Origin of the sequence: Ciceribacter lividus (assembly GCF_003337715.1) — a bacterium.
Classification (GTDB): domain Bacteria; phylum Pseudomonadota; class Alphaproteobacteria; order Rhizobiales; family Rhizobiaceae; genus Allorhizobium; species Allorhizobium lividum.
The window spans coordinates 109,664-126,574 of sequence record NZ_QPIX01000007.1 but is presented as its reverse complement, the minus strand read 5'-3'; the positions used below and the strand labels follow the sequence as shown (position 1 = coordinate 126,574).

Below are 16,911 nucleotides of genomic sequence, written 5' to 3'. Positions count from 1 at the left end.
TCTCGGCGAGGGCGGCTGCCCTTATTCGTCGTTCATCTTCAGCGCTGCAATGAATGCTTCCTGCGGGATTTCCACCTTGCCGAACTGCCGCATGCGCTTCTTGCCTTCCTTCTGCTTGTCGAGCAGCTTGCGCTTGCGGGTGGCGTCGCCGCCGTAGCACTTCGCCGTCACGTCCTTGCGGAGTGCGCGCACCGTTTCGCGGGCGATCACCTTGCCGCCGATCGCAGCCTGGATCGGGATCTGGAACATGTGCGGCGGAATGAGCTCCTTCAGCTTCTCGCACATGCCGCGGCCGCGCCGGTCAGCGGCCGAGCGATGGACAAGCATCGACAGCGCGTCGACCGGGTCGCCGTTGACGAGGATCGACATCTTGACGAGGTCGCCCTCGCGATAGTCGAGGATGTGGTAGTCGAAGGAGGCATAGCCCTTGGAGATCGACTTCAGCCGGTCGTAGAAGTCGAAGACCACTTCGTTGAGCGGCAGCTCGTAGGTGATCATCGCGCGGTTGCCGACATAGGTGAGTTCGGTCTGGATGCCGCGGCGGTCCTGGCAGAGCTTCAGGATACCACCGAGATATTCGTCCGGCGTCATGATCGTCGCCTTGATCCACGGCTCACGGATTTCCGAGATCTTCACGACGTCCGGCATGTCGGCCGGGTTGTGCAATTCCTTCTCGGTGCCGTCCGTCAGGGTCATCTGGTAGACAACCGAAGGGGCGGTGGCGACGAGGTCGAGGTTGAATTCGCGCTCCAGGCGCTCCTGGATGATTTCGAGATGCAAGAGGCCGAGGAAGCCGCAACGGAAGCCGAAGCCGAGGGCAGCGGAGCTCTCCATTTCGAAGGAGAAGGACGCATCGTTGAGACGCAACTTGCCCATGGCTGCGCGCAGGTCCTCGAAATCGGCGGCGTCGACCGGGAACAGGCCGCAGAACACGACAGGCTGGGCGGGCTTGAAGCCAGGCAAGGCCTGTGCCGTCGGGCGCTTATCGTCGGTGATCGTGTCGCCGACGCGGGTATCGGCGACTTCCTTGATCGAGGCGGTGATGAAGCCGATCTCGCCCGGACCGAGGCTGTCGACATTGACCATCTTCGGGGTGAGCACGCCGACGCGCTCGACCGTGTACTTCGCGCCTGTGCCCATCATGCGGATCTGCTGGCCCTTCACCAGCACGCCGTCGAGGATGCGCACCAGAACCATGACGCCGAGATAGGTGTCGTACCACGAGTCGACGAGCAGGGCCTTGAGCGGCGCCTTCTCGCCGCCTTCGCTCTTCGGCGGCGGCAGTTTGTGGACGATCGCTTCTAGCACGTCGGGGATGCCGAGGCCGGTCTTGGCCGAGATCAGCACCGCTTCCGAAGCATCGATGCCTATGACTTCCTCGATCTGCTCCTTGATCCGCTCGGGCTCGGCGGCGGGCAGGTCCACCTTGTTGAGTACGGTGACCAGTTCGTGATTGTTGTCGATCGCCTGATAGACGTTGGCGAGCGTCTGGGCCTCGACCCCTTGAGAGGCGTCGACGACGAGCAACGATCCCTCGCAAGCCGAGAGCGAGCGCGACACCTCGTAGGCGAAGTCGACGTGGCCGGGGGTGTCGATGAGGTTCAGCACATAGGTCTCACCGTCGTTCGCCTTGTAGTGCAGGCGCACGGTCTGCGCCTTGATGGTGATCCCGCGCTCGCGCTCGATATCCATCGAGTCGAGAACCTGTTCCGACATCTCGCGCTCGGCGAGGCCGCCGCAGGTCTGGATCAGCCGGTCGGCCAGCGTCGACTTGCCGTGGTCGATGTGGGCCACGATCGAGAAGTTGCGGATATGGTCAAGGGGCGTACGGGACGATGTGCTCATGGGCAGCGCATATAGCAGTGACGGATGGGGCCGACTAGCAGGAAGTTCGGCGAGACGCCCACAAATGCTCGATCAAACGGCAAATTGTTCGGGCCAATCGCGTCGCGTGGCGACCTGGCCCTCGGTTCGCAGTCGCAACACCTCTGCAAGATCGATCTCGGCTATCAGCCACCGGCTTTCGTTGACATCGTCGCTCTCGCTCTCCGCAAAGACACCCGAAGGCGGCATGCCGTAGTCCGGCGGAACGTAAAGGGCCGCACGTCCCCTGTTCTCGTCGAGGGCGGGGGACCATGGCGCATTGCCTGCTGTCGGTGAGACGAGCACCGCGATCTGGTTTTCCAATGCTCGCGCCTGCGCGCCGATACGAACGCGATAGGCCCCGGCCAGTGTGTCGGTGCAGCTCGGCGAGAGAACAAGCTCGACACCCATGTCCGCGAGCTTGCGGCCCAGCATCGGGAATTCGTTGTCGTAGCAGATGAGGATGCCGAGCGTGCCGAGAGGCGTTTCGAAACTGCGGAGCCCTTCCTCACCTGCCGCAATTCCCCACTGTTCCCGCTCGAAGCGGGTCATGATGATCTTGTCCTGGTGGCCGATCAGCCCGTCGGGACCGAAGAGCCAGGCCCGGTTGCGGTATTCTCCATCGGGGTCGCGCACAGGCGCCGAGCCCGGTTGCAGGACGATGCCGTGGGTGCGGGCGAGTTTCTCGCACAGTTCGAGCCAGTCCGGGATCATCGGCTGGATGCCGGCGATGGAGCCGTGCAGGTGCGACCGTGTCTGCGGGTCGAGCTGGCCGGCGAGCACGAGGCCCGAATATTCGGGCAGCAGCAAGAGCTTTGCCCCGCTGTCGACCGCTGCGCGGACAAGATGGGTGAGGTGGAGGACGTAATCCTCCCATGTCTCGATCAGGTCGATCTTGTACTGGCAACTGGCAAGCGTGATCTTGGTCATGAACGGAGGTCCCGTATCCAGAAAGAGAGGGGCTTCGGGCTTTCCTCGGCCTCGTCGAGGTCGCGCCAGGAGAAGGTCGTTCGAAGTTCAGGATGATGGGTGTACCCGCGCTTCGTCCAGAAAGAATCGAGAGGCACGTAGTCAGCGGGCCTTCGCGGATGGTCTGCAGCGCGCTCGACGGCGCAGAAGGTGGTATAGCGCAGGCCGAGTTTTTTCGCCTGCGCTTCGCGGCCTTCGAAGAATTTCACGCCGATGCCTCGGCCGCGATAGTCGGAGAGGAGCACGCTTTCGCCGAAGTAGAAGTGCTCGGCGGGGTCACGTCCGGCAGCCAGGAACGGTGCCTTCACCTCGTCCGTTTCTCCGACCATCGGGGTTCCTGTGGCCGCACCGACGACCTGACCGTCATCGATTGCAAGTACGAAGACTGAGCCTTCGGATCGCGAATACGTGGCCAAATAGTTGCGCTCGTAGGCGAGGTCGCCGTCATACAGGTAGGGGAAATCCCGGAACACGGTGATCCGCAGCCGCGCAAGGTCGTCGACGAAGGCGGCCACGTCGCCGCCGGAAAAGGATTGGATCGTGAGGGCCATGAAGTGTTTTCAGTCCGTTTGCGAGCGGTTATACCGTCCCGGAACCTTCGATCCAAGTCCCGCTTCTCCACGAGGAATGCCCATGACCGCTGCCGACACGATCCGCGCCTACTATGAAGCCTTCAACGCCGGCGACATGGAAGCCTTTCTGGCACTGCTGACCGACGACGTCGTTCATGACATCAATCAGGGTGAGCGCCAGGTCGGCAAGGCCGCTTTCGCACGCTTCATGGAACACATGAACCGCTGCTACAGGGAAGAACTCACCGACATGGTGGTCATGACGAGCGCGGACGGACGGCGCGGCGCCGCCGAATTCATCGTCAATGGCGAATACCTCATGACCGACGAGGGGTTGCCCGAAGCGAACGGCCAGAAATACATTCTTCCGGCCGGCGCCTTCTTCGAACTGCGGGACGGCAAGGTCATGCGGATATCCAACTACTACAACCTTCCTGACTGGATCCGTCAGGTCGGGGGCTGACGCGGTCAGCGCAAAAAGGGCAAGGCCGCCCGTATGGCCGGCATGCGTAGCCACAGTCCGCCCCACATGAAGGCGGCGATGTAGAAGCTGAAGAACACGTGGGTGAAGAGCGGGTTCTGGACGCGTAACTGTGTCGCGATCGCGCCTCCGAGGAGACCGGTCATCAGCACCGCGCCGAGCAGGCTGGTACGTGGAAACAGGTAGAGCACCACGCAGGTCAGTTCGATGACGCCGATCATCTTGGCATAGCCGTGTGGCCAGCCGAGGGCCGCGAGTGTCTCTTCCGCAACCGGCATGCCGAGTAACTTGGGCGCTACGGAAGCCCCGAGCATGAACAGCACGAAAATCAGCGACAGGCCGCGCCCGGCCCAAAGGGCGATCATTTCCTCTTTCATCGGTCGTTCTCCTCTCTCGGTTCCAGGTCCGAAGTGCCTTCGCGGTGTATCTTTCTCTTGAGAAGAGCCTCACGCCGCTTTATCTTTCTGGAAAGATAATGAGGAAATACCTTTATGGCAAGACAATTTGCTTCGGAGCAAGATCTGCAGCATGATCACGTTGGCGTGCGCAGGCGCCAGTGGTCAAAGGAGCTCCCGGACCTGGACACGGTCGGCATGGCGATTCTCGGTCGCGCGCGGTGGATAACGCTGAAGGTTCGGCCGCCCATCGAGGCGGTGTTTGCCGAGCATGGCCTCGATACAGGTGAGTTCGACGTGCTCGCCACGCTGCTGCGGTCGGGTCCTCCCTATCGTCTTCGTCCGACAGAGCTTTTTCAGCAATTGATGATCACGTCGGGTGGCCTGACCCCGAGGCTCGCGCGTCTCGAGAGGGCCGGCCTCGTCGAGCGCCCCCCGAGCGCCGAGGACGGGCGCAGCCTTCCCGTGCAGCTGACGACTCTCGGTCGCGAGCGGGCTGAGGCAGCCTTTCGCGCCGACATGGCGGTCGAGGCCGATCTGCTGAAGTGCCTCGACGAGCAAGAGAAGGCAGACTTGGGGCGCCTTCTGGCGAAACTGGCGATAGCGCTCGACACCTGAATGCGCCGACGAGCTCCCTTGACTCCAATATGAGATCATATAAATCTTACATAATGGAAAACACTGAGGAAGAGCTCGCCCGGTCGATTGGAACGCGCGTCAGAACGCTGCGCAGCGAGCGCGGGCTGACGCTCGACCAGCTTGCAGAAATGTCCGGCGTCAGTCGGGCGATGATCTCGCGGATCGAGCGCGCGGAGGCGAGTCCGACGGCCGTGTTGCTGGCGAGGCTCTGTTCGGCGCTTGGCCTTTCGCTGTCGGTCTTCTTCGATACCGCCGGCGACGCGTCCGAGCCTCTGGCGCGCCGTGTCGACCAGCCGATCTGGCGCGATCCGGAAAGCGGCTATCTGCGCAGGACGGTGGCGCCGACAGGGACCGGCGCACGGGTGGATGTCGTCGAGGTCGAGTTTCCGCCCGCGGCGGAGGTCCGTTTCGGCAGCCAGCCGGCAAGCCGCACCCAATGGCAGCATGTGTGGCTGTTCGAGGGCGAAATGGAATTGACGGTCGGCGAACGGACCTATCGCCTGGCTGCCGGCGATTGTCTGCACATGAACGTCGGTGAGGTGCATGCTTTTCGCAACCCGACCGACAAACCCGCCCGCTATGCCGTGGTCATCGACCTCGGCCCACGTTGACGCAAACCTCTCCCGGAGCCTTTCATGTCCACCCTCATTCGCCTGCTGAACGAAGAAGAAGCGCTTGCCCGTGTCCCCGACCTTTGTGACGTGCTCTGCGACTGTGTCGACGGCGGCGCCTCGGTCGGTTTCATGGCGCCGTTGGCGGATGCCGACGCGGTGGCGTATTGGCGGGGAGTTGCCTCCGCTGTCGGTCGGAATGAGGTGCTGCTTCTCGTTGCCGAGGACGCAGTCGGGCGTGTCATCGGGACTGTGCAGGTCGGTTTCGCGCTGAAGCCGAACCAGCCTCATCGGGCGGACCTGATGAAGCTTCTCGTGCACCGCGCCGCCCGCGGCGGCGGTCTGTCGCGGCTGCTTATGATGGCTGCCGAGCGGGAGGCGAGGGCGCGCGGACGCTGGCTGCTCGTCCTCGACACGGCGACCGGCGAACCCGCGGAGGCGATCTACGAACGCTTCGGCTGGGTACGTTCCGGTGTTATCCCGGACTACGCGCTGTTCCCGGATGGCCGCTATTGCGCGACCACGGTCTTCTACAAACGCCTCGCCCCGGCTGCAGACGTGTGATCGGCCCAGACTGCTTTGGCTCCGAAGGCTGAACCAGAGTCACGGGTTGTGCCAAAAAAGGGCGCACTCCGCGCTGTTTCAGCTCTCCCGTAAGGCCGGATCGTCATGCTAGCGATTCGCTGACAGAAAACACTCGGGAACTGGGGGATATCCCATGACGCTTTTCGTTTCGGCAATATGCAGGCCTGCGGGTCTTCTTCTGACGGCTAGTATATTTTTCTCCGCGGCTGTGCCTGCGCTTGCCGCCGATGTCACATTTGTCATGCGCAACGAACATTCGAACGCAGTGGAAGTCGAACTCTACAGCCAGGACCGCGATTACGTCTGGCCGGGAAACAATCAGGTCTTCTATCTCGATGACGGCGAGACGAAACAGATTCCGCTTTCCTGCGACGAGGGGGAATCGATCTGCTACGGCGCCTGGGTTTCCGGTGACCGCGGCACCTACTGGGGAACGGGACCGGACAACGCCGAGACCTGCAGCGACTGCTGCTACGTTTGCTCCGGCGGCGAGACCGAGGAAATCAATCTCGTCGAGTAAGTCGACGCGCGACGGCGACGGGCGCGATCGGCGCCCGCGCCTTTTCGCCATTGCCGGGTCAACGGGTCTTGAGTGTGCGCTCGAAGGCCATTTTCACGCGTTCGATCAGTTCCAGGTGAATGTCGGCGCGCGACCGCCGAGGATTTTCGGCACAGATCGGATCCGGGTCGCCCAGCGACTTCAGAAAGTCCGTCGCTGCGGGTTTGCAGACTGGCAGGAAGCTGAAGTGATCTGCCTCGTCCACCTGCTCGTAGGTGGCGTTCGGGAGCTGAGCAGCAAGCGCGTCGGACCGTACGGCGACCGGTATCGTCCCGGCGCTGCCGAGATTGATGAAGGTCAGCGGAATGTCGACGGCCTTGAGGCTGTCAGGGGTGAACGCTGTGGCTAGTCCGGGGTCGACGAGCACGGCCGACGTGATACGAGGATCACGGTTCGACTGCTCGAAACGAACCCTGTCGATGCTGCGCAGGTCGAGAACGTCAACCTTGACCGGTTCGCCGTCCACAAAACCGCGCCCGCCGCGGAACCAGCGGCAATCCATCATGGCGGGGTAGCTGTCACAGTAGCGCACGAACGCGTCGAGGTCGGCGCGGGCGCCGGCAAGCTCCATTGCCGTGCTGCCGCCAAGCGAAAAGCCAAGCACGCCGATGCGATGCGGGTCGATCGATGATGCCAAATCCGGGTCCACGGTGAGTGCTGTCGTGATCGCCGAAAGGTCGCCCGTGCGCTCCCATATCCTCGGCGTGGCAGCCGGTGTCGAGTCGCCGCTCGTGGTGCCGGGGTGGTTCGGGCCGGCGACGACAAAGCCCGCCTCTGCGAGTTTCGTCGCGATCCACGCCATCCCCTCCACGCGCGAACCGGAGCCGTGCGAGAGCAAGACGAGCGGAAAGCGCTGTTTGCGGATGGCGGCGTCCTTCAAGGCGGGGGTGCCTTCGAAGATCCTGTTTTCGCCGACAGCTACAGGTTCGCCGCCGTCTTCTGCAGGATACCAGATCGTCACGGAAAGGGGACGATCCCGTTCCGGCGCAGCGATGCTCACCTGCCGGACACCGACACCGTCGCGTGCCGGTACGGAGGAACCGGCAAGGAGGAACACGAGAAGGCTGAAAAGACCGATGGATGGTCGCATGGGAAAACCTCGTTCTGATTGAAGAAACGGGATTCAGTCTGGTTGGGCGGCGGAGCGCTTTTCGCCCTCGATCATGTTTGAGGTCGTCCACGAACGCGATCCCGTTCCAGCGATGGCTCATGGGGTAACTTGACCGATCCCCGCCTTGCCAGCCCTCGGCCGCGAGGCTAGCGTGCGTCCCATATCGACAACGGGGCGCGAGTATGCGGGTTTTCTATTCGGAGAAGCATAAGCTACGGGATGCGAAGACGGAGTTGCATGGCGGCCTGCTGGTCAAGCCCTTCGAGGGCCCGTTCCGTGCAGAATGGATCCTGGCTGCGGTGAAGGAGGCGGGATTTGCCGATGTCGCCGCGCCCGAAGAACATGGACTTGAGACAGCCCTCAAGGTCCACGACGCCGGTTATCTGGAGTTCCTGCGCACCTGCTGGGAACGTTGGCAGGCACAAGGCGTCGAAGGCGAGGCAATAGCCACGTCCTTCCCTTGCCGCCGCAGCCAGACCGGGCGGGTTCCGAAGAACATAGACGGTGCCGTCGGCTATTATGCCAACTCCGCCGAAACGGCGATTTCCGGCGGCACCTATGAGGCGGCCATCGCCTCGATGGACGTGGCTTTGTCCGGCGCCGACTGGCTTGCCCAAGGCAACCGCTTCGCCTTCTCGCTTTGCCGCCCACCCGGCCATCATGCCGGTATTGATCTCTTTGGCGGCTACTGCTTCATCAACAATGCCGCCGTTGCCGCCCAGCGCCTGATCGATAGTGGTGCGGGAAAAGTCGCGATCCTCGACGTCGATTTTCACCACGGCAACGGCACGCAGGACATAACCTATCGCCGCGGTGACATCTTCTTCGCCTCGCTCCACGGGGAGCCGCAGGACGCCTTCCCGTTCTTCATGGGATATGCCGACGAGACAGGCGAGGGACCCGGTGAAGGACTGAACGCCAACTATCCGATGCCCTCCGGCACGGCATGGGATGTCTGGTCGTCCGCTCTTGCGGATTCGCTAACGCGCATCCGCTCTTGCGGTGCTGAGGCGATCGTCCTTTCACTTGGCGTCGATACCTTCGAGGAGGATCCGATCAGTTTCTTCAAACTGAAGAGCGACGACTATCTTCGCATGGGTGAGATGATCGCCGCCGCCGGTCTGCCGGTCTTGACGGTCATGGAAGGAGGATACGGCGTTCCGCAGATCGGGCACAACGTCGCCAACGTGCTCAAGGGGCTGGAAAACTGACGATTTCTGCCATCCGAAGGGAGGTCACGGGAAATACGCTCTCTTCGGCGGTTGCTGGCAAGAGTGATGTCTCTTTTGAATGCCGGACAGACCCGAAGCCGGCGAGGGCCTTCCTCCTCCCTTCGTTCCTGTCTCGAATAGAGACAGTCTCAGCCCGATCGTTAGACTGCCTTTAATGAGCTCCGTTGAAATAGCGGTGCATTCGCGAGGAAGGGCTAAACGCCACGCGTGCAACTGATATGGTCCGCCCAGCCACCCCCTGAGGTGGTTAGGAGCCCGCGTCCAACCCCCACCCCCCAGCCGGTCGTGGGCTCCGCCTCGGCTGGGTCTGTCGGGCAGCACATTCCGCCGCCGCCGTGCGTCGGTGAGACGAGAAAGGCCCCGGACGCGCGTCAGGAGCCTTCGCTTCGCAGTGAATTGGCGCCGCCGGCTAGAGTGTGCCGGCGCGTTGCTGCAGCATCATGTAGGTGTCGAAGCTGTACTCCGCGATCTGCGCCCAAAGATAGGCATCCTGCTTGAAGGCCTGCTGGCTGTCGTAGAGCGTCTTGAAGTTCTCGTTCTTGGCGCTTAGCTCGGCGTAGGTTTCCTTGGCGGCCTTGTGGCAGACGTCGAGGATATCGGAGCTGAAGGCGCGCAACTGGGCGCCCTCGGCGACCAGCTTGCGCAGGGCCGCGGCATTCGATGCGTCATAGCGAGCAAGCATGTTTGCGTTGGCGCTTGCGCAGGCATCCGAGAGAATGCGCTGGTAGTTCTTCGGTAGTTCGTTGAACTTCTCGCGGTTGAAGAAGGCATGAACCGCCGGCCCGCCTTCCCACCACGCCGGATAATAGTAATACTTGGCGACCTTGTAGAAGCCGAGCTTGAGATCGTCGTAAGGCCCGACGAACTCCGTGGCGTCGATCGTCCCCTTCTCGAGCGCAGGATAGACGTCTGAACCGGCGATCTGCTGAGGCGTGACACCAACCTTGCTCATCACCTCCCCGGCTAGACCGGCGATACGCATCTTTAGGCCCTTCAGGTCCTCGATGCTTTTGATTTCCTTCCGATACCAGCCACCCATCTGTGCGCCGGTATTGCCGGCAGGCAATGCATAGAGGTTATAGCCAGCGAGGAAGGCGTTGAGAAGGTCATTGCCGCCGCCGGCGGTGAACCATGCATTGGTCATGCGGGCATTCAAGCCGAAGGGGATCGCCGTGCCGAGGGCGAACGCCGGATCCTTGCCGATGTAGTAGTAACAGCAGGTATGTGCCATCTCCACGGTGCCGGCGGCCACCGCATCAGCGGCCTGCAGCGGCGGTATGATCTCGCCGGCGGCGAAGCTTTGTATGGTGAAGTTGCCGTCGGTTGCTTCCGCGACGCTTCGTGCAATGTCCTCCGCGGCACCGAAGATGATGTCGAGGCTTTTCGGGAAGGACGAGGCGAGGCGCCAGGTGAGTTTTGGGTTCTGCTGCGCAATCGCGGGTGCGGCAAGTGCCACGGCCGAGGCGGCACCCAGTCCGGCGGTGCCGGCCTGCTTGAAGAACGTGCGACGGTTCATGATGGGAAGCCTTATAGTCGTTATAGGGTAAAATCTTCCTCTCTCCCGGCGCGGGATAAATCACCTCATCGCCGTGGGTGCAAGGCCGTTCGCGCAAATTTCGGTCGTCGACGGCGACGTTTTTTTATGAAGATTTCGCAAGCGGGCCGCCGTGCGTTTGAAATCGACTGGTGGCCGTTCTTCACTGCGTCAATGTGAGTCGCCTGTTCGCAGGGTCATCGAGCGCGGGATTGTAGAACATCGCCAATACGAGGCTTCGGGCGATGCGTTCGGCGGTCGCCATGAACCATTGCGCGGCTTCTTCGCTCGGCGCGATATCGTCGAGTGTCGCACGAAAGAGTGTCAGCCACTCGGCGAACAAGCCCTCATAGACGCCCTCGACGCCGAGATGAGCCTGGACCGGCTTGCCGCCATAGGTTCCCGTCTTGAATGCGACCGACGACCAGAAGCTCTTCATCTTTGCCAGGTGATCCGGCCAACGGCCGGCAAGCCGGTGCTCGAAGACCGGTCCCAGATGCTCATGGGCGCGGATGCGGCCGTAAAAGGTCTCGACCAGCAGGTCGATGAATGCCGCGTTCACACCGAGGCGCTCCATCTCGGCCTGGGCGCGCTCGCGTATGCCGGCAACATGCGCTGCGCGGGCGGTCAGTTCGATGGTCATGGATTAACCTCCCCCGGTTTGTCTCTTCTGAATCATTTTGATACCTGTCAAATGTAAGGCGCTCCACGAGAAGTAACATGGGCGCGAATCTACTCCGCGTATCTAGAGCGTGAGACGCTCAGCGCAATGCGGCGATATGCCCCTTGAACGACGGCGCTCGACCCTTGACCCCGTTGCCGGAATAGGTAAGTTAGAATTATTCTAAATGGAGATATTCATGCTCGGTCGATTCTTCCCATCCTCTTCCAAACGCTCGTTCGCGAGCCTGAGCGAGCAGGAGATGCTGGCCCTTGCGATCTCCTCCGAGGAAGACGACGCGCGGATCTATCTTGCATACGCCGATCAGTTGCGAGCCCAGTACCCGCAGTCTGCCAAGGTGTTCGAGGATATGGCGGAGGTCGAACATTCCCACCGGAACATGCTGATCGAGATGCACCGTCAGCGGTTCGGCGAGCGCATTCCCCTGATCCGCCGCGAACATGTCAGCGACTTTTACACCCGCAAGCCCGACTGGCTGCGGGCAAATCAAACACTCGAGCAAATCCGCGACGAGGCGGAGGCGATGGAGCAATCGGCTTATCGCTTCTACACCGAGGCCGCGAAACGGACGAGCGATGCCGCAACGCGCCGTCTCCTCGGCGATCTGGCGCTGGCGGAGCAAGGACATGAAGAAACCGCCCGCATGCTCGGCGAAAAACATGTTCCGGCCGAGGTCGCTCATGAAGAGGCTCAGACCGCCCGACGGCAGTTTATCCTGACATATGTTCAGCCGGGTCTTGCGGGCCTTATGGACGGCTCCGTCTCCACACTGGCGCCGATTTTCGCGGCGGCATTCGCGACCGGTGATACCTGGCAGACCTTTCTTGTCGGCCTGTCGGCCTCCGTCGGCGCCGGCATCTCGATGGGTTTCACCGAAGCCGCGCACGACGACGGCAAGCTTTCCGGACGCGGTTCGCCGCTGAAGCGCGGTCTCGCTTCCGGCATCATGACGGCCCTCGGGGGCCTCGGCCACGCACTGCCCTATCTGATCCCGCACTTCTGGACGGCGACGATCACGGCGGCGGTGATCGTTTTCATCGAACTCTGGGCGATTGCCTTCATCCAGAACAAGTACATGGAAACGCCGTTCCTGCGCGCAGCCATGCAGGTCGTGCTCGGCGGCTCGCTCGTGCTCGCCGCAGGTATCCTGATCGGCAACAGTTAACCCGCCATCCGGACGGCGCCCGACAGGCGGCGTCCGGCGGAATGCCGTTTTGCTCTACGGTCCGGCGGCCGTTGCCAACTTGCGACGACGCAGCTAGCCTGGCCGCCTGCCATGAAACCGTCTCCCCTGACCATCGGTCTGGGCGTTTCCATGACCGTCGGCTATGGAACGCTCCACTATTCCTTTTCAGTCCTCGCTCCTGCGATCGCGCGCGATTTCGGGTGGGAAACGAGCTTTGTTTTCGGGGTGTTTTCAGCCGGGTTGCTCGCTGGGGCGGTTTCGGCGCCGATCTTCGGACGCTCGATCGACCGCTTCGGGGCGCGGCCGGTCATGATACTTGGAACGTTGGCTGCGACACTCGCGCTTGTACTTTATGCCGTGATGCAGAACGCGTGGCAGTTTGCGGCCATTACCTTTCTCGCGGAGTTCGTCGCCTTCGCCGTACAGTATGATGCCGGCTTTGCCGCGCTCGCCCAGCGCTACGGCCAGGAGGCGAGGAGCCACGTTACGGTGGTTACGCTGATTGCCGGCTTTGCGTCGACTGTATTCTGGCCGCTCGATCAGTGGCTGTTGACCCTGATGGACTGGCGGGACGTTTATCTGGTTCTCGCCGCCATCAATCTCTTCTTCGCGCTGCCGGTACATCTGGCGGTTCCTGCCTATCGCCCGCCGCGGAAAGCGCGAACGACCGTGGAGGGGAAAGAGAGTACAAAGGACGGCGGCGCGGGGCTGCAGATGGCGCTGATGGCGATCAGCCTTGCCTCCGGCGGCTTCCTGATCTCGGCGGTGAGTGTCTCGCTGCTCGTGGTGCTTGGCGCCGCCGGATTCTCTCCGGCCGTCGCGACGCTCGCCGGCAGCCTGATAGGGCCGTCACAGGTGCTCGCACGACTCATCGAGTATTCGCAACGTCGGCTCTTCACCCCTGTAACGACGGCGCTCGTCGCGTCTGGTGCACTCTTCTTTTCCTTCGCGCTCCTGTCGTCGTCGCTCGCACTGCCGCTCGTGGCAATTCCGATCGCCTTTGCCGTCGTCTACGGTGCGGGTCAGGGGCTGACGTCCATCGTCCGTGGCGTGCTGCCGCTGTATTATTTCGGCACCGCGGGCTACGGACGAACGATGGGAGTTCTCTCGGGGGTGCGCATGGTGCTTTCCGCCGCCGCACCGGTTTCGATCGTGTTCGTCAGCGAACGAGCCGGGGCGGGTGCCGCGATCCTGTCTCTGCTCTGCGTCGCCGGCATTTCCGCCGGGACGATGGTGCTGCTTTCGCGTCTCCGCCCGCTTCAGGCGTCGAGCGACTGAGAAGGTGCGATTTGGCGTTGCCTACTTCAGCGCGCCGACCATCAGATCGGTCGTGCCGTTCTCGATCGTCACCCATCGGCCGCTGTCGAAGCTCGCCTGTCTCTTCAGATAGGTGTACGGCGTCGCGGTCCAGAGCTTGACGTCGTCATTCAGGTTGTCGAGGACGTAGTCGCCCTGGGCTGCGCGCACCGTCAGGACCGCGTGACCCTCGCCGTCCGGCTTGCGCACGACGGTGATGAGAAGGTCGGAAGGATCGAAACCCGCTTCGATCAGCTTCTTGCGTTTCAGCAGGACGAAATCCTCGCAGTCGCCGACGTCGGTCGGGTAGGCCCACACCTCCTCGCGACCATAGATGTCGGAATCCGTCATCGGCGTGATCGAGGCGTTCACCGAACTATTGATGTTACGCAGGACGCTCCAGCCACGGTCCGTAATCCGGGGCGCCGGCGCGTTCGCGCGGCCATGAAAATTGCATTCGTCGCGGTGGCTGCGGCAGAATTCATAGTGACCGATCGGCTGCGAGGTGAGGGCTCCGGTGAGCATGGCCTTCGGCGCCGCCGGCGCGGAAAAGCCGCTGTCGATGGGCGCAAAAAATGCCGTCGCCGCCAATGCCGCGGCAAGCACGCGCGAACCGTTCCTCATGAACCCGTCCCTTTATATCGTTAACGAAGAGTTAATGCGGGACGGGCGTGTTAGTCAATCATTAGCAACGCTGAAGACGGGCATTTCGCAGCTATGGTTAAAATGCATCACCTTCCTTCGGAAACACCGAGGATCGCAGCGTTCATCCGCTCGATATCCTGAGGGCGGGAGAGCCGGTGGTCGCCATCGCGGATCAGCGTTAGCACGACGTCGTCGGCGGGCAGGAATTCGATGAGCTTTAGCGCGTGGGTGTAAGGCACGTCGGGATCCTTCATCCCCTGCAGGATGTGCACCGGACAGCCGGTCTCGATGATGCCGGTGAGTACCCGGTTGTTGCGCCCGTCGTCGATCAGAGCTCGGGTAAAGATGTTCGGTTCGGGGCTATATTGCGACGGCTCTTCGAAATAGCCGCACTCCTCCAGTGATCGGCGCTCTGCGGTGCTGAGATTGGGCTCCACGAGCTCGACGGTGAAATCGGGCGCCGGTGCGATCAGCACCATGCCTTCGAGCCTCGTTTCTTTCCCGCGGCGCTTGAGTTCGTGGGCGAGACGCAGGGCAATCCATCCACCCATGGAAGAGCCGACGAGCACCACACTTTCCGGTGCTGCGTGGTCGAGGACGGCGAGCGCTTCCTCGAGCCATCGCGAGATCGTGCCGAGCTTGAAATCGCCGCCCGAGGCGCCGTGCCCGGAATAGTCGAAGCGGATCGCCTGGCGTCCCGTGCGGGCTGCGAGGCGGTCGAGTTCCTCTGCCTTGGTCCCGCTCATGTCGGAGCGATAGCCGCCGAGCCACATCAGCGCGGGGTCGGCGGTCCGATCGGAAGCCGGTCGGATCAGCATCGCGATCTCACGGCTTGCCTCGCCCGAGCCCACAACAAGATGCTGCAGTCGGGGCTCGGTCTTGATGTCTGTCATGAGGAACTCCAAATCTCGCCACGCATTCATAAAACTGATTCGTTCTTGCGAGCACACTAGGTGATTTTCTTTCCGAAGCGTGTTATTAGCCTTGCCGCGGTAACTGCGAGAGCGACGGAAAGACGAGATTTCGCTCCGGCCGGCAGTGCCGCATTCGGAAACCAATGAGGAGAATACGACCATTCGCAGACCTTTCAAAGCCGACGCCCCCGTAAAGGAAGGGCCGCGCTCAAACCGGGAGATCAGGATCCCCAGAATTCAGCTTATCAATGAAGAAGGTCAGAACCTCGGCGTCGTGCCGACGGACGAAGCCCTTCGAATGGCCGAAGAGGCCGGTCTTGATCTCGTCGAGATCTCGCCGAATGCTGAACCTCCGGTATGCAAGATCCTGGACCTCGGCAAGCTGAAATACGCCAACCAGAAGAAGGCGGCCGAAGCGCGCAAGAAGCAGAAGATTGTCGAGGTCAAGGAAATCAAGATGCGGCCGAACATCGACACCCATGACTATGAGGTGAAGATGAAGGCGATGAGCCGCTTCTTTGAGGAAGGCGACAAGGTCAAGGTGACGCTGAAGTTCCGCGGTCGCGAAATGGCCCACCAGGAACTCGGCATGAAGCTTCTGCAGCAGGTGAAGGAAGATACCCAGGCGATCGCCAAGGTGGAGGCTGAACCGAAGCTCGAAGGTCGCCAGATGATGATGGTGCTGGCGCCGAGGTAAGGTGAAAGTCCGCGCTTAGCAATAGAGGCCGCCGCCTGCCGGCGGCTTTTCACGTCTTTCGGCCGATTCCTCCGGCTGAACCCGTTGCGCTTTTGACCGAGTGCGGTTATAAGCGCGCGTCCGAACGGTCCGGCAGGGCATGCCGTGGCCGTTTCTAATGCTTGAAAGGGGCGTCGTCTGTTCCTTTCGATACAAAAACAATGGAGTAGCAAAATGCCCAAGATGAAGACGAAGTCTGCTGCCAAGAAGCGGTTCAAAGTCACCGCCACCGGCAAGGTGCTGGCAGCTGCTGCTGGCAAGCGCCACGGCATGATCAAGCGGTCCAACAAGTTCATTCGCGATGCGCGCGGAACCATGGTTCTCGCCGACGCTGACGGCAAGAAGGTCGTCAAGAACTACCTGCCGAACGGTCTCTGAGACCCGGCTCTACTGGATTACTAAGGAGATCATGACATGGCACGCGTAAAACGCGGCGTTACCGCCCACGCCAAGCACAAGAAGGTTTTGAAGGCAGCCAAGGGTTTCTACGGCCGCCGCAAGAACACCATCCGCGCCGCAAAGGCCGCGGTTGACCGTTCCAAGCAGTACGCTTACCGCGACCGCAAGGTGAACAAGCGCAACTTCCGCGCTCTGTGGATCCAGCGCATCAATGCTGCCGTCCGCGAATTCGGCCTCACCTACGGCCGCTTCATCGATGGCCTCAACAAGGCCGGCATCGAAGTTGACCGCAAGGTTCTTTCCGACCTCGCCATCCGCGAGCCGGAAGCTTTCGGTGCGCTCGTTGCCGCCTCCAAGAAGGCCCTCGAGTACCTCAAGGAAGACGGCTCGGCCAACGAGTTTGAAAGCGCGGTTCGTTAAGACCAGCGCTTCCCAAGCTTTCTAAAAATTCGATTGGGAAACCCGCGCTGGCAGGGCTGGCGCGGGTTTTTTCTTTCTCGGT

At 61.8% G+C, this 16,911-nt stretch carries 20 protein-coding genes; 11 read left to right on the top strand and 9 right to left on the bottom strand.

What is annotated here, in order from left to right; all coding sequences use genetic code 11:
- Nucleotides 1–21 precede the first annotated feature (21 nt).
- The 3 genes from lepA to DFR48_RS13620 form a co-directional block, all read right to left on the bottom strand.
- The gene (lepA, locus tag DFR48_RS13630) at nt 22–1,845 is read right to left on the bottom strand and encodes a translation elongation factor 4 (RefSeq protein WP_114363695.1); all 1,824 of its coding nucleotides are present in this window, start codon (nt 1,843–1,845) and stop codon (nt 22–24) included.
- Nucleotides 1,846–1,917: 72 nt separating this feature from the next.
- Nucleotides 1,918–2,793: a carbon-nitrogen hydrolase family protein gene (locus tag DFR48_RS13625; RefSeq protein ID WP_114363694.1), complete on the bottom strand. Its 876-nt coding sequence runs from the start codon at nt 2,791–2,793 to the stop codon at nt 1,918–1,920.
- Nucleotides 2,790–3,383: a GNAT family N-acetyltransferase gene (locus DFR48_RS13620; RefSeq protein ID WP_114363693.1), complete on the bottom strand. Its 594-nt coding sequence runs from the start codon at nt 3,381–3,383 to the stop codon at nt 2,790–2,792. Before DFR48_RS13620 ends, DFR48_RS13625 begins: the two co-directional genes overlap by 4 nt.
- Nucleotides 3,384–3,465: 82 nt before the next feature.
- Between DFR48_RS13620 and DFR48_RS13615 the strand changes: the two genes are divergently transcribed.
- Nucleotides 3,466–3,867, top strand: coding sequence for a ketosteroid isomerase-related protein (locus DFR48_RS13615; RefSeq protein ID WP_114363692.1), 402 nt, complete (start codon nt 3,466–3,468; stop codon nt 3,865–3,867).
- Between the two features lie 5 nt (nt 3,868–3,872).
- Here DFR48_RS13615 and DFR48_RS13610 read toward each other — a convergent pair whose 3' ends face one another.
- Nucleotides 3,873–4,262 carry a DoxX family protein gene (locus tag DFR48_RS13610; protein WP_114363691.1) on the bottom strand — a complete coding sequence of 130 codons (390 nt, stop codon included), beginning with the start codon at nt 4,260–4,262 and terminating at the stop codon, nt 3,873–3,875.
- 114 nt (nt 4,263–4,376) lie between these two features.
- On the opposite strand from DFR48_RS13610, the gene DFR48_RS13605 reads away from it, so the two are divergent.
- From DFR48_RS13605 to DFR48_RS13590, 4 genes are all read left to right on the top strand, one after another.
- Nucleotides 4,377–4,898, top strand: coding sequence for a MarR family winged helix-turn-helix transcriptional regulator (locus tag DFR48_RS13605; protein WP_114363690.1), 522 nt, complete (start codon nt 4,377–4,379; stop codon nt 4,896–4,898).
- A 53-nt stretch (nt 4,899–4,951) separates the two neighbouring features.
- Nucleotides 4,952–5,530, top strand: a complete 579-nt coding sequence (locus tag DFR48_RS13600) for a helix-turn-helix domain-containing protein (protein WP_114363689.1) — start codon at nt 4,952–4,954, stop codon at nt 5,528–5,530.
- Nucleotides 5,531–5,554: 24 nt separating this feature from the next.
- Entirely contained in the window at nt 5,555–6,094 is a 540-nt protein-coding gene (locus DFR48_RS13595; protein ID WP_114363688.1) for a GNAT family N-acetyltransferase, read from the top strand.
- A gap of 154 nt (nt 6,095–6,248) precedes the next feature.
- The gene (locus tag DFR48_RS13590; RefSeq protein WP_170141880.1) at nt 6,249–6,635 is read left to right on the top strand and encodes a hypothetical protein; all 387 of its coding nucleotides are present in this window, start codon (nt 6,249–6,251) and stop codon (nt 6,633–6,635) included.
- A 58-nt stretch (nt 6,636–6,693) separates the two neighbouring features.
- On the opposite strand, the gene DFR48_RS13585 is transcribed toward DFR48_RS13590, so the two are convergent.
- Nucleotides 6,694–7,764: an alpha/beta hydrolase family protein gene (locus DFR48_RS13585; protein WP_114363687.1), complete on the bottom strand. Its 1,071-nt coding sequence runs from the start codon at nt 7,762–7,764 to the stop codon at nt 6,694–6,696.
- Nucleotides 7,765–7,967: 203 nt separating this feature from the next.
- On the opposite strand from DFR48_RS13585, the gene DFR48_RS13580 reads away from it, so the two are divergent.
- A complete protein-coding gene (locus tag DFR48_RS13580; RefSeq protein ID WP_114363686.1) occupies nt 7,968–8,996 on the top strand; it encodes a histone deacetylase family protein in 1,029 nt (342 codons plus the stop codon).
- Between the two features lie 430 nt (nt 8,997–9,426).
- Here DFR48_RS13580 and DFR48_RS13575 read toward each other — a convergent pair whose 3' ends face one another.
- Together DFR48_RS13575 and DFR48_RS13570 are read right to left on the bottom strand one after the other, a co-directional pair.
- Nucleotides 9,427–10,533 carry a TRAP transporter substrate-binding protein gene (locus DFR48_RS13575; RefSeq protein ID WP_114363685.1) on the bottom strand — a complete coding sequence of 369 codons (1,107 nt, stop codon included), beginning with the start codon at nt 10,531–10,533 and terminating at the stop codon, nt 9,427–9,429.
- Nucleotides 10,534–10,714: 181 nt separating this feature from the next.
- On the bottom strand, nt 10,715–11,194 hold the full coding sequence (locus tag DFR48_RS13570) for a group III truncated hemoglobin (protein WP_114363684.1): 480 nt from the start codon (nt 11,192–11,194) through the stop codon (nt 10,715–10,717).
- A 217-nt stretch (nt 11,195–11,411) separates the two neighbouring features.
- On the opposite strand from DFR48_RS13570, the gene mbfA reads away from it, so the two are divergent.
- Nucleotides 11,412–12,398, top strand: coding sequence for an iron exporter MbfA (gene mbfA, locus DFR48_RS13565; RefSeq protein ID WP_114363857.1), 987 nt, complete (start codon nt 11,412–11,414; stop codon nt 12,396–12,398).
- A 111-nt stretch (nt 12,399–12,509) separates the two neighbouring features.
- Nucleotides 12,510–13,697: an MFS transporter gene (locus DFR48_RS13560; RefSeq protein ID WP_114363683.1), complete on the top strand. Its 1,188-nt coding sequence runs from the start codon at nt 12,510–12,512 to the stop codon at nt 13,695–13,697.
- A gap of 21 nt (nt 13,698–13,718) precedes the next feature.
- On the opposite strand, the gene DFR48_RS13555 is transcribed toward DFR48_RS13560, so the two are convergent.
- Both DFR48_RS13555 and DFR48_RS13550 read right to left on the bottom strand, forming a co-directional pair.
- Nucleotides 13,719–14,339 carry a transglutaminase-like cysteine peptidase gene (locus tag DFR48_RS13555; protein ID WP_114363682.1) on the bottom strand — a complete coding sequence of 207 codons (621 nt, stop codon included), beginning with the start codon at nt 14,337–14,339 and terminating at the stop codon, nt 13,719–13,721.
- Nucleotides 14,340–14,446: 107 nt separating this feature from the next.
- Nucleotides 14,447–15,253 carry an alpha/beta hydrolase gene (locus DFR48_RS13550; protein WP_114363681.1) on the bottom strand — a complete coding sequence of 269 codons (807 nt, stop codon included), beginning with the start codon at nt 15,251–15,253 and terminating at the stop codon, nt 14,447–14,449.
- A 181-nt stretch (nt 15,254–15,434) separates the two neighbouring features.
- On the opposite strand from DFR48_RS13550, the gene infC reads away from it, so the two are divergent.
- The 3 genes from infC (at nt 15,435) to rplT (ending at nt 16,829) form a co-directional block, all read left to right on the top strand.
- Nucleotides 15,435–15,971: a translation initiation factor IF-3 gene (gene infC, locus DFR48_RS13545; protein ID WP_114363856.1), complete on the top strand. Its 537-nt coding sequence runs from the start codon at nt 15,435–15,437 to the stop codon at nt 15,969–15,971.
- Between the two features lie 213 nt (nt 15,972–16,184).
- Complete coding sequence (gene rpmI, locus DFR48_RS13540) at nt 16,185–16,388, top strand: 50S ribosomal protein L35 (protein ID WP_112685884.1); 204 nt, start codon at nt 16,185–16,187, stop codon at nt 16,386–16,388.
- A 36-nt stretch (nt 16,389–16,424) separates the two neighbouring features.
- Nucleotides 16,425–16,829 (top strand): 50S ribosomal protein L20, encoded by a 405-nt coding sequence (gene rplT / locus DFR48_RS13535; protein WP_112685882.1) that lies wholly within the window; start codon nt 16,425–16,427, stop codon nt 16,827–16,829.
- Nucleotides 16,830–16,911: the final 82 nt, after the last annotated feature.

What these genes read in the sequence shown, in the direction of transcription:
- rpmI (WP_112685884.1), top strand. Translation starts at nt 16,185, where the DNA reads ATGCCCAAGATGAAGACGAAGTCTGCTGCCAAGAAGCGGTTCAAAGTC.
- rplT (WP_112685882.1), top strand. Translation starts at nt 16,425, where the DNA reads ATGGCACGCGTAAAACGCGGCGTTACCGCCCACGCCAAGCACAAGAAG.
- DFR48_RS13550 (WP_114363681.1), bottom strand. Translation starts at nt 15,253, where the DNA reads ATGACAGACATCAAGACCGAGCCCCGACTGCAGCATCTTGTTGTGGGC.
- DFR48_RS13580 (WP_114363686.1), top strand. Translation starts at nt 7,968, where the DNA reads ATGCGGGTTTTCTATTCGGAGAAGCATAAGCTACGGGATGCGAAGACG.
- DFR48_RS13575 (WP_114363685.1), bottom strand. Translation starts at nt 10,533, where the DNA reads ATGAACCGTCGCACGTTCTTCAAGCAGGCCGGCACCGCCGGACTGGGT.
- lepA (WP_114363695.1), bottom strand. Translation starts at nt 1,845, where the DNA reads ATGAGCACATCGTCCCGTACGCCCCTTGACCATATCCGCAACTTCTCG.
- DFR48_RS13610 (WP_114363691.1), bottom strand. Translation starts at nt 4,262, where the DNA reads ATGAAAGAGGAAATGATCGCCCTTTGGGCCGGGCGCGGCCTGTCGCTG.
- DFR48_RS13555 (WP_114363682.1), bottom strand. Translation starts at nt 14,339, where the DNA reads ATGAGGAACGGTTCGCGCGTGCTTGCCGCGGCATTGGCGGCGACGGCA.
- DFR48_RS13615 (WP_114363692.1), top strand. Translation starts at nt 3,466, where the DNA reads ATGACCGCTGCCGACACGATCCGCGCCTACTATGAAGCCTTCAACGCC.
- DFR48_RS13560 (WP_114363683.1), top strand. Translation starts at nt 12,510, where the DNA reads ATGAAACCGTCTCCCCTGACCATCGGTCTGGGCGTTTCCATGACCGTC.
- DFR48_RS13570 (WP_114363684.1), bottom strand. Translation starts at nt 11,194, where the DNA reads ATGACCATCGAACTGACCGCCCGCGCAGCGCATGTTGCCGGCATACGC.
- DFR48_RS13625 (WP_114363694.1), bottom strand. Translation starts at nt 2,793, where the DNA reads ATGACCAAGATCACGCTTGCCAGTTGCCAGTACAAGATCGACCTGATC.
- DFR48_RS13585 (WP_114363687.1), bottom strand. Translation starts at nt 7,764, where the DNA reads ATGCGACCATCCATCGGTCTTTTCAGCCTTCTCGTGTTCCTCCTTGCC.
- mbfA (WP_114363857.1), top strand. Translation starts at nt 11,412, where the DNA reads ATGCTCGGTCGATTCTTCCCATCCTCTTCCAAACGCTCGTTCGCGAGC.
- DFR48_RS13605 (WP_114363690.1), top strand. Translation starts at nt 4,377, where the DNA reads ATGGCAAGACAATTTGCTTCGGAGCAAGATCTGCAGCATGATCACGTT.
- DFR48_RS13620 (WP_114363693.1), bottom strand. Translation starts at nt 3,383, where the DNA reads ATGGCCCTCACGATCCAATCCTTTTCCGGCGGCGACGTGGCCGCCTTC.
- DFR48_RS13590 (WP_170141880.1), top strand. Translation starts at nt 6,249, where the DNA reads ATGACGCTTTTCGTTTCGGCAATATGCAGGCCTGCGGGTCTTCTTCTG.
- DFR48_RS13595 (WP_114363688.1), top strand. Translation starts at nt 5,555, where the DNA reads ATGTCCACCCTCATTCGCCTGCTGAACGAAGAAGAAGCGCTTGCCCGT.
- DFR48_RS13600 (WP_114363689.1), top strand. Translation starts at nt 4,952, where the DNA reads ATGGAAAACACTGAGGAAGAGCTCGCCCGGTCGATTGGAACGCGCGTC.